The 9,590-nt window shown below is 60.5% G+C and carries 11 protein-coding genes; 8 read left to right on the forward strand and 3 right to left on the reverse strand.

What is annotated here, in order from left to right:
* The first annotated feature begins 219 nt into the window (after positions 1-219).
* The 5 genes from B2W52_RS10070 to phoR all read left to right on the forward strand — a co-directional run bounded on the left by B2W52_RS10070 (position 220) and on the right by phoR (position 4,421).
* Positions 220-777 (forward strand): hypoxanthine-guanine phosphoribosyltransferase, encoded by a 558-nt coding sequence (locus B2W52_RS10070; protein ID WP_008173534.1) that lies wholly within the window; start codon positions 220-222, stop codon positions 775-777.
* Positions 758-1,321 carry a chorismate--pyruvate lyase family protein gene (locus tag B2W52_RS10075; protein WP_053113189.1) on the forward strand — a complete coding sequence of 188 codons (564 nt, stop codon included), beginning with the start codon at positions 758-760 and terminating at the stop codon, positions 1,319-1,321. The genes B2W52_RS10070 and B2W52_RS10075 overlap by 20 nt, the downstream gene beginning before the upstream one ends.
* A gap of 69 nt (positions 1,322-1,390) precedes the next feature.
* Complete coding sequence (gene ubiA / locus B2W52_RS10080) at positions 1,391-2,278, forward strand: 4-hydroxybenzoate octaprenyltransferase (protein ID WP_008173537.1); 888 nt, start codon at positions 1,391-1,393, stop codon at positions 2,276-2,278.
* Between the two features lie 77 nt (positions 2,279-2,355).
* On the forward strand, positions 2,356-3,048 hold the full coding sequence (phoB, locus tag B2W52_RS10085; RefSeq protein WP_273017406.1) for a phosphate regulon transcriptional regulator PhoB: 693 nt from the start codon (positions 2,356-2,358) through the stop codon (positions 3,046-3,048).
* Positions 3,049-3,101: 53 nt separating this feature from the next.
* Positions 3,102-4,421, forward strand: coding sequence for a phosphate regulon sensor histidine kinase PhoR (gene phoR, locus B2W52_RS10090; protein WP_273069167.1), 1,320 nt, complete (start codon positions 3,102-3,104; stop codon positions 4,419-4,421).
* Here the strand turns inward: phoR and B2W52_RS10095 are convergent.
* Positions 4,418-5,296, reverse strand: coding sequence for a response regulator (locus B2W52_RS10095; protein WP_273069164.1), 879 nt, complete (start codon positions 5,294-5,296; stop codon positions 4,418-4,420). The two genes, phoR and B2W52_RS10095, sit on opposite strands and share 4 nt — an antisense overlap.
* Before the next feature lie 228 nt (positions 5,297-5,524).
* Here B2W52_RS10095 and B2W52_RS10100 point away from each other — a divergent pair, with 228 nt between their 5' ends.
* From B2W52_RS10100 to rsuA, 3 genes are all read left to right on the forward strand, one after another.
* Entirely contained in the window at positions 5,525-6,775 is a 1,251-nt protein-coding gene (locus tag B2W52_RS10100) for a lytic murein transglycosylase (protein WP_273069162.1), read from the forward strand.
* Between the two features lie 62 nt (positions 6,776-6,837).
* Positions 6,838-7,866, forward strand: a complete 1,029-nt coding sequence (locus B2W52_RS10105; RefSeq protein WP_273069160.1) for a metal-dependent hydrolase — start codon at positions 6,838-6,840, stop codon at positions 7,864-7,866.
* 5 nt (positions 7,867-7,871) lie between these two features.
* On the forward strand, positions 7,872-8,564 hold the full coding sequence (rsuA, locus tag B2W52_RS10110; protein ID WP_273069173.1) for a 16S rRNA pseudouridine(516) synthase RsuA: 693 nt from the start codon (positions 7,872-7,874) through the stop codon (positions 8,562-8,564).
* Position 8,565: 1 nt separating this feature from the next.
* On the opposite strand, the gene B2W52_RS10115 is transcribed toward rsuA, so the two are convergent.
* Together B2W52_RS10115 and B2W52_RS10120 are read right to left on the reverse strand one after the other, a co-directional pair.
* The gene (locus B2W52_RS10115) at positions 8,566-9,045 is read right to left on the reverse strand and encodes an asparaginase domain-containing protein (protein WP_273069158.1); all 480 of its coding nucleotides are present in this window, start codon (positions 9,043-9,045) and stop codon (positions 8,566-8,568) included.
* Between the two features lie 19 nt (positions 9,046-9,064).
* Positions 9,065-9,590 (reverse strand): serine hydrolase family protein (locus B2W52_RS10120; RefSeq protein ID WP_476738525.1); only part of this gene is annotated, 526 nt, incomplete at its 5' end.

Genomic DNA, 9,590 nt, shown 5'->3' on the forward strand with positions numbered 1-9,590 from the left:
ATATTGCACGCAAGTGTTTTATTCAGTTAACAGATACGAACAACTGTCGAATCAGGCCATCATACCCATCGCCCCGGTATTGACCAATGCCAATGCCGACGGTCCGGTCAGGGGATTTCTGCCAATAGCCACAAATACAGATCTGACAACCGGGGTGGCCCCTCCCTTCTGCAGGCCCTGTCCGGTATAATCGCCCGTTTTACGACAGGACCGACCGATATGACCGATACCGTCGCCGAAATGAACCAGGTTATGGCCGAAGCCGACTGCCTGGTGGATGAACAGCAGGTACAGACTGCAATTGGCAACTTGGCCGACGATATTACCGCCCGCCTGAAAGACAGTAACCCCCTGTTGTTCTGCGTGATGAACGGCGGGCTGATCCTGACCGGACAACTGCTACCCCGGCTCCGGTTTCCGGTCCAGGCCGAATACCTGCATGCCACCCGCTACCGTCAGGAAACTACCGGCGGCATTCTCGAGTGGAAACTGCAACCCGAAGCCGATATGCACGGCCGTACCATCCTGATTATCGATGACATTCTGGATGAGGGGACGACCCTGTGCGCCATCGCCGACTACTGCCGCGCTCACGGTGCCAGTGAGGTACTGACGGCCGTTCTGGTCGACAAGCAACATGACCGGAAAGCCCGTCCGGATCTGAAGGCCGATTTCACCGGCCTGGAAGTGGAAGACCGCTTCCTGTTCGGTTACGGCATGGACTACAAGGGCTACTGGCGCAATGCCCCGGGCATCTATGCAGTCAAGGGTCTCTGACATCGACAGTCACCTGACCATACCCCCGACGGACTGGTACCAATCGCTGACGGCCGCCGGCCTCCTGAACCCGGCGGTTCACGGGCCTGCCCGCTATTGGTTGCAGGTAGAGGGTTCGTTTACACGGGCCCTGCAGAAACAGTGCAGCCGTTCCTTTCACGTTGAGGTCCGCCGGGAGGGCTTTGCAACGCCGACACAGGAAGAGGCCCGGCGCCTGCGCATTCCCCACCGTCAACACGCCTGGATACGGGAAGTCAGCCTGTGCGGCGACAACCAGCCCTGGGTATTGGCCAGGACGGTCATTCCCCTGAAGTGTCTGGAGGGCGAGGGGCGCCGGCTGCTTCACCTGGGCAATCGACCTTTGGGCGCCTACCTGTTCACCAGCCCCCACTGGCAACGGGGCCCTCTGGAAACCGGCCTCTGCAGACCGGTAATCCCGGGACAGCCGGAACTGGCAAGGCGCTCCCTGTTCAGTGGCCACAACAGCTCCCTGCTGGTTGGTGAATACCTGCTACCGGCGCTGTTTCAGCGGAACACGCTTTAACCGGCCTCCTGCGACTGGCTATAATCCCAGCACTCATTCAATTCGAAGAACACCAGACGGACGCGCGCCATGCTGCCTGACGCTGTGCCAGAACCTATCCAGCGCCGGTTGGCCGACTACGCCAGCCTGCTCAGAATCGACCGCCCGATCGGAACCCTGCTCCTGCTGTGGCCGACCTACTGGGCCCTGTGGCTGGCCGGAGACGGCAGCCCCGCATTGGCTAATGTCATCATTTTCACCCTGGGCGTGTTCTTCATGCGGGCGGCTGGCTGCGCCATCAACGATTTCGCTGACCGGGACTGGGACAAGCATGTCAAACGCACCAAGGACCGGCCACTGACCGCGGGCCGGGTAAAACCCTGGGAAGCGGTGGCGCTGTTCGCGGGACTGTGCCTGGTTTCCTTCCTGATGGTGGTTCTGTTCACCAACCCGCTGACCCTGTATCTGTCGTTCGGCGGTGCCCTGCTGGCATTCATTTACCCGTTCATGAAGCGTTACACCCATTTGCCTCAGCTGTTTCTGGGCGCGGCCTTTTCCTGGGCCATTCCCATGGCCTGGGCGGCGGAGGCCGGCGAACTGAGTCAGCTCACCTGGCTGCTGTTCACCGCCAACGTGCTATGGACCGTTGCCTACGACACCCTGTATGCCATGGTGGATCGGGATGACGATCTGAAAGTGGGCATCAAGTCCACGGCCATCCTGTTCGGAGAAGCCGACAAGGCGATCATTGGCATGCTGCAGGCCATGGTTGTACTGATCCTGATCATGGTGGGCCATCGTGCCGAGCTGGGCACCTTCTACTATCTGGGCGTCGTGGCCATGGCCTGCCTGTTCATTTACCACCAGTACCTGGCGCGGGAACGTGAACGGGACGGCTGCTTCAAGGCGTTTCTGAACAACAACTGGGCCGGCTTTGCCGTTTTTGCCGGCCTTGTAATTGATCTCATGGTCAGCTGAACCTGTCATATACTTGTAACACTTGAGCGTTGTAATGAGGCAGCAACAAATCAAGGTCTGACACAGGTTAAAAGCTCATGACTGGAAAAACTGTCCTGATCGTCGATGATGAGGCCCCGATCCGCGAGATGATCGCGGTGGCCCTCGAAATGGCGGATTATGACTATCTGGAGGCAGCGGACGCCCGGGAAGCCCATGCCCTGATTGTCGACAAACACCCGGATCTCGTACTCCTCGACTGGATGCTGCCCGGCACCAGCGGCGTGGAACTGGCACGCCGCCTCAAGAAAGAAGAAGCGACCGCCGACATTCCCATCATCATGCTCACCGCCAAGGTCGAGGAAGACAACAAGATCCAGGGCCTGGAAGTTGGTGCCGACGATTACATCACCAAGCCATTCAGCCCACGGGAACTGGTTGCCCGGCTGAAGGCGGTCCTGCGTCGTGCGACGCCGCCGGGCGTCGACAGTCCGATTGAGGTGGAAGGCCTGACCCTGGACCCGGTTGGTCATCGCGTCACCACCCAGGAGGGAGCCCTCACCATGGGCCCCACGGAGTACCGACTGCTTCAGTTCTTCATGACGCACCAGGAACGGGTATATACTCGCTCCCAGCTACTGGACCAGGTCTGGGGTGGCAACGTCTATGTTGAAGAACGGACAGTGGATGTGCACATCCGTCGGCTTCGCAAAGCCCTCGGTGACGAATACGATCATCTGATCCAGACGGTGCGGGGAACCGGCTACCGCTTCTCAACCAGAGCCGCGTAAGTAACTCCGGCCAGCTGAGCATCAGCCCCGGAACGGACACAAGGCAGTTTTTGATGCAACACAACTGGTCACGATACCTGCGCTACATTATCGGTGGCCTGATTGGCTCCACGCTGGTTGGTCTTTACTTCGGTGAGCCTGTCTACGGCCTGACCTTCGGGCTGATTGTCTACCTCTGGTGGACGTTGTTGCAGGCCCGGCGCCTTTATCAGTGGCTGGCCAACCCCAGCGCCACCGACGAAGCTCCCCAGAGCATCGGGCTCTGGGGAGATATCTTCGACAACCTCCACAAACTGCACCAGACCCACCTGAGAACCCAGGACCGATTGCGGGCCCAGATCAACCGGGTGCAGGAGTCCACCAACGCCATGCGTGATGGTGTGATCATGACCGACTCCCGGGGGGCCATGGAATGGTGGAACGGCTCCGCCGAATACCTGCTCGGCTTCCGGCGCAACACCGACCAGGGCCAGTACATTCACAACCTGATCCGCATCCCGGCCTTCAAGACCTACTTCGATTCCCGGAATTACCGGGAGCCCCTGGAGATCCATTCGCCGGCCAAGCCCCACATTCACCTGCAGATCCAGATCAGCCTGTTCGGTGACGATGACCGCCTTATCGTTGCCAAGGATGTGACCAGGCTGTACCAGCTCGAACAGATGCGCCGGGACTTTGTCGGTAATGTTTCCCACGAGATGCGCACGCCCCTTACGGTCATCAGCGGCTACCTGGAAACCCTGGTGGACAACGCCGCCGACCTGCCACCGAAGTGGCGCCGCGCCATTAACACCATGGCCGCCCAGTCATCCAGGATGGAAGCCCTGATCACCGACCTGATCCTGCTGTCACGAATCGAAACCGGTGAACAGACGGTCAACGACACCCTCACGGACGTGGACCAGCTGCTGGCTCAGATCTGCCATGACGCCCGGGCACTCAGCGGCGAAAAACAGCACGAGATTACCGTGCATATCGGCGACCACCGGCTACTGAAAGGGGATGAAAGCCAGCTGCGCAGCGCTTTCTCGAACCTGATCTTCAATGCGGTGAAGTACACGCCGGCAAACGGTCAGATCAGCGTATCCTGGTCCACCAATCGGGAAGGCGCCCATCTGTCGGTGAAGGACACCGGTATCGGCATTGACCCGGTCCATATACCGCGCCTTACGGAACGCTTCTACCGGGCCGATCCCAGCCGCCACAAGGACACCGGCGGCACCGGCCTTGGCCTGGCAATCGTCAAACACGTGTTGCTCAACCACGATGGCAATCTGGAGATTCGCAGCCGGATTGGCGAGGGCAGTGAATTTATCTGCCACTTCCCCCGGGAACGACTGGTCGAACGTATCCCGGAGAAAGCGGAAAGCTAGCGCATCCCCGCCCGGAAACGGGCGACAAACCTGGATAATTCCTCGAGCTTTTTCGGGTCTTCATCGACAAACCGGATGGTGACGCTGACAAAATCGGTGTCCTGGCGCTTGTCCACCGCCTGCAACTGGTGCACGTAGCCATTCAGGCGAGCCATCTGGCCCTCACCGGTCTCGATGTCCACCACTGCCTGGTCGAGAATGCCGGGGAATACCTGATCCCGCTTGGCGATCACCCGCACCTCAGTGAGATTGATATCCTTGACCACGGATTTCAGGGTACTTTCCGCGAAGCGCACGGAGGCAAGGCTCATCGAACCGCGGGACGAGGCCTGCTTGGGGTTTGCAGAAGGGGCTGCCTGCGAGGGTGACGAAGGGGCTGAAGCGGCAGGGTTCTCCGCCACGGGCTCCGGCTTGCGGGTCAGCAGGTTGGCCGACTCCTTGAAGGCATCGGCAGGGCTGGCCATGGACTTGCCGCTCCGGTCCATCGCGTCTTTCAGCTTGCGGCCCATCACCTTGATGATTTTCTTGCTTAGCCCCTCAGGGCTAAACGGTTTGCCCAGGTATTCGGAAACGCCTCCCTTGACCGCTTCAATCACATGATCCTTGTCGCCCCGACTGGTAATCATGATAAACGGCACGTTTTCGTACTGGGGCTGCTGACGCATCCACTGCAACAGCTCGAGGCCTGACATCTCGGGCATTTCCCAGTCGCACAGGATCAGGTCAAACGCGGTTCGGGACATCAGCGACTGGGCCCGCCGGCCGTTCTGGGCATCGGTTGTTTCGATCACCGGAAAACGCTGGCGCACGGTTCGCTTGACCAGATCACGTACAAAGCTGGCGTCATCCACCACCAGCGCTTTCAGCATTGCCATAGTTCAGACCTTCCCCAATCCACAACCCGGTTCTATGGTGCAACTATAGAACAAAGCCCCGCGCCAGAAACCTGTCGGCAACAAAAAGACGACAATCGCGATCTCCCGGGAACCGGCAGGTTAAAGAATTGTCACTCCACCTGGCCCCGGACAGTGTTTCCAAGGCAGGAAAACACGCTAACATGGGCCCAGGATATTCCACCATCATTTGCCTGATAGAGGTTCTGTGTGCTGAACACACCCGCAAGGATTCTTCGCCAGGGCGGCCTTACCCGCGGCTTGTTGTTTTCCGGTTTTCTGTCACTCCTGTCCCTGCCCACCCTCGCCCAGGACAACCCTGAGGTTGAGCCGGCGGGGTTTGCCGAATGCAAAGCCCGGCTTCAGGAACAGGCCATTGCCGCCGGGGTCAGCAGCGAGACCGCCGGCGAGGTGATGTCCGGAGTTCAGCATCTGGCCCGGGTGATCGAGCTGGACCGTCGGCAACCGGAGTTCACCACAACGTTCGCCGACTACCTGAACCGACGGGTTAACGAGGCCCGGGTCAGCAAGGGCCGTGAACTGCTTCAGGAACACGAGGATCTGCTGGCCAGGGTCACCCGGGAAACCGGCGTACCGGCACCCTACCTGGTGTCGTTCTGGGGCCTGGAAACCAACTTCGGCAGTTATTTCGGCAAGATGCCGGTACCCAGCTCCCTGACAACCCTGGCCTGTGATCCCCGCCGCAGCACCTTCTTTACCGAGCAGCTGATTGCCGCCCTGCGCATTATTGATGAGGGCGCCATACCGGCTGACCAGATGGAGGGTTCCTGGGCCGGCGCCATGGGCCACGTCCAGTTCATGCCCACCGTCTTCCTGAAACACGCGGTGGATGCCGACGGCGATGGCCGGAGGGATCTCTGGAACAGCCTGCCCGATGCCATGATGTCTGCTGGCAGGTTCCTGGAATCCATGGGCTGGAACGGCGACTATCGCTGGGGCCGTGAAGTGCTGCTGCCCGAGAATTTCGACTATTCCCTGGCGGACGGACGTCGTCTGCCGCTGGAGGAATGGCGCAACATGGGAATCACAGATGCCTTTGGCAATGCGCTGGCCCGTGAACCAATCAAGGCCGCTCTGGTGGTACCCGCAGGACATCGTGGCCCGGCGTTTCTCGCCTATGACAACTTCCGCGTGATCATGAGCTGGAACCGCTCCGAGTTCTACGCCATTGCCGTTGGCCATCTGGCAGACCGGATAGCCGGTGCCGGCAAGTTGCAGAACCTGCCGCCCGAGGATGCCCCGGCACTGTCCCGCGACAACATCATCAGCCTTCAGAACGCCCTTCAGCAACGGGGCTATGAGCCAGGCAAACCCGATGGCATCATGGGCCCGGCAACCCGGTCCGCGATCCGGCAGTTTCAGGCCGCCAACAAACTGGTAGCCGATGGCTATCCCGGTGAATCGGTTCTGGCGGAGCTGGGGATATCTGCAGGCCAGTGATCCACCGGAGAGCCGGCGGCCTACTAATGCAGGTAACCATTCTGACGCGAGACTGATCTGACATGGATTCCATAACCCAGGCCGCCCTGGGCGCCTCCCTGGCCGGCGCCGTCGCCGGCAAGACCCTTGGCCGCTCGGCCTTGCTGGCAGGCGCCGTGCTGGGCACCCTGCCGGATCTGGATGTGGTCATCGACTACGGGACAGCGGTGGCCAATTTTACCCAGCATCGCGGGTTCAGCCACTCACTGTTCATTCTTGCGCCCCTTGCGGTGGCCCTCGCCTGGTTACTCTGGCGCTGGAAACCGCAACTGGGTTTTCAGCGATGGCTCGCCCTGACCGGCCTGATCCTGATCACCCACCCGATTCTGGACGCCTTTACCACCTATGGCACCCAGCTGTTCTGGCCGATCGGGCCACCCGTGGCCATCAGCAGCATTTTTATAATCGACCCGTTGTATACCCTGCCCCTGCTGGCCGGCTGCCTGTTTTTCCTGGCCCGACCGCCGGCCAAAACAGCGGTCATGGCAGGACTGGCCGTGTCTACCCTGTACCTGGGCTGGAGTTTGATGGCGCAACAGGTCATTACCCAACGGGTGCAACCCGCGCTCGCGGAAGCCGGGCTGGAAAACCCCGACCTGCTGGTTCAACCCATGCCTTTCAACACCCTGTTGTGGCGCGCCACGGCTCTGCAGGGTGATCAGCGGGTAGAGATTGTTACCGGCTTTCTGGACGGGGATACACCTTTGAATCTTGAATATTTTTCGCGCCGGCCGGATCTGGCGAAGGCCGTTTCGGACCTCCCCGAGGCTCAGCGCCTGGAATGGTTTACCCGGGGCTTCCTGGATTACGACCAGGTCGGCGACCGCATCACGGCCACCGACATCCGGCTGGGCATCCCCGGCGCTCACCCTTTTAGCTTTGTTCTGGCGACCCGGAATGGCAGCGGTATCGAGCCTACGGCAAGCTTTCGAACGCCGCGCCCCCCGGTGAGCACCGAAGCCCTGGGCCTGCTCTGGTCCCGGATGACGGGAGAAACCCCGGTGCTTTGCCTGGCCAGCCTGAGTTCACCGGCACCGGGACAACGCTGCTGAATACCATGCGACTGGACCAGTTTATTGCCAACAGCACCGAGCTCTCCCGAAAAGAGGCCAAACGGGCCATCAGCCGCGGAGAGGTAACGGTGGATGAACAAACCTGCAAGAGCGCCAACACCCAATTAACCGGCGGCGAACGGGTGGTCCTGGCGGGCGCCCAGCTGTCTTTGCCGGGCGAACGCTACCTGATGATGAACAAGCCGGCTGGCGTGGTGAGCGCGACAACCGACAGCGATCATCCCACGGCGCTGGACCTGTTGCCTGCAGACATCACCCGGAACCTCCACATTGCCGGCCGCCTGGACGCAGACACCACCGGCTTACTGTTGCTCACCACCGATGGCCAGTGGTCGCACCGGGTCACCTCACCGCGAACCGATTGCCCCAAAACCTACCGGGTAACGCTGAGCGAACCACTGACCGACGCAGCGGCACAACAACTGGAACGTGGGGTGGATTTGCATAACGACCCGAAGCCAACGCGGCCGGCCCGGGTGAGGGCTCTGGAAGACCGGATCATTGAGCTTACAATTTCCGAGGGGCGCTACCATCAGGTCAAGCGCATGCTGGCGGCGGTCGGCAACCACGTCGAGGCGCTGCATCGACTGCGGATCGGGCAGGTCGAACTGGATAAGGCGTTAGAACCCGGTGAATACCGGGAACTGACCTGCCAGGAAAAAGACAGCCTGGCCTGAGTCAGGTCCGTTCGAAACGTTGCGCCTGCAGGTTCTTGCGCACGGCCCCGGCTTCGAACACTTCACCATTCATGGCGATGTAGACCCCCGGCGGCAGCAATTGCACCGCGGCCCAGGCAAACCCGACATTGAACACCGCATCGGTGCGGCGCATGCGGGCCGGCTGCATGGCGCCGGTCAGTACAATGGTCTTATCCTTGAGATTGGCCAACACCGCGGCCGTATCCGCCATGGTATCGGTACCGTGGGTAATAACGATGCGGTCACAATCGCATTCTCTGGCCGCCGCCAATACCAATTGGCGATCCTCATCAGTCATCTCCAGACTGTCTTTGCGCATCAGCTCCCGAAGGCGATAGCCCTCATGGATATTGGATTCCGAAAGCAGCTCAGGCAGCAGGCTGTGCCCCACCTCGAATTCGCTGTTGGCATCGAAATACACCTTGTCGATGGTGCCACCGGTGGTGAAAATCTGGATCATGGCGGGATTCCTTTCAGGGTCAGTTCACACTGACCGTGTTGTTGCCTGCGGTCGCGTAGGCCGCGTTCTTTTCCTGTTCGTAGCGCCGGGCCGCAGCAGCCACGGAACCCCGGGCTCCGGTATCAAGCCAGCGTTTGACCCGTCCGGCATCGCCCATGGGCGAGCGGGTACCGAGGGAATCCAGCAGAACCGTAACCACTTCCTTGCCGTTCATTTTCGAAATCATCACCAGGCAACGACCGGCCTCGGACAGATAGCCGGTCTTGCTCAGGGCGACACCCCAGCTATCCCGATGCACCAGGGCATTGGTGTTCCCGAACGACAAGCTGTAACGAGGCTGCCGGAACTGCCCACGGAAATAACCGGTGGTGGAGTATTCCCGGATTTCCGGATGGTCCGCCGCCGCGTTTACCAGCTTCACAAGATCCGCGGCGGTTGAAAGGTTCTCCGACGACAACCCGGTCGGATCAACAAACCGGGTACCGGTCATTCCCAGGGCCGCGGCCTTGGCGTTCATCGCCTCGATAAAGGCATCGAACCCGCCC

It is taken from the genome of Marinobacter sp. UBA2498 (genome assembly GCF_002341575.1).
In the GTDB taxonomy this organism is placed as follows: Bacteria; Pseudomonadota; Gammaproteobacteria; order Pseudomonadales; family Oleiphilaceae; genus Marinobacter; species Marinobacter manganoxydans.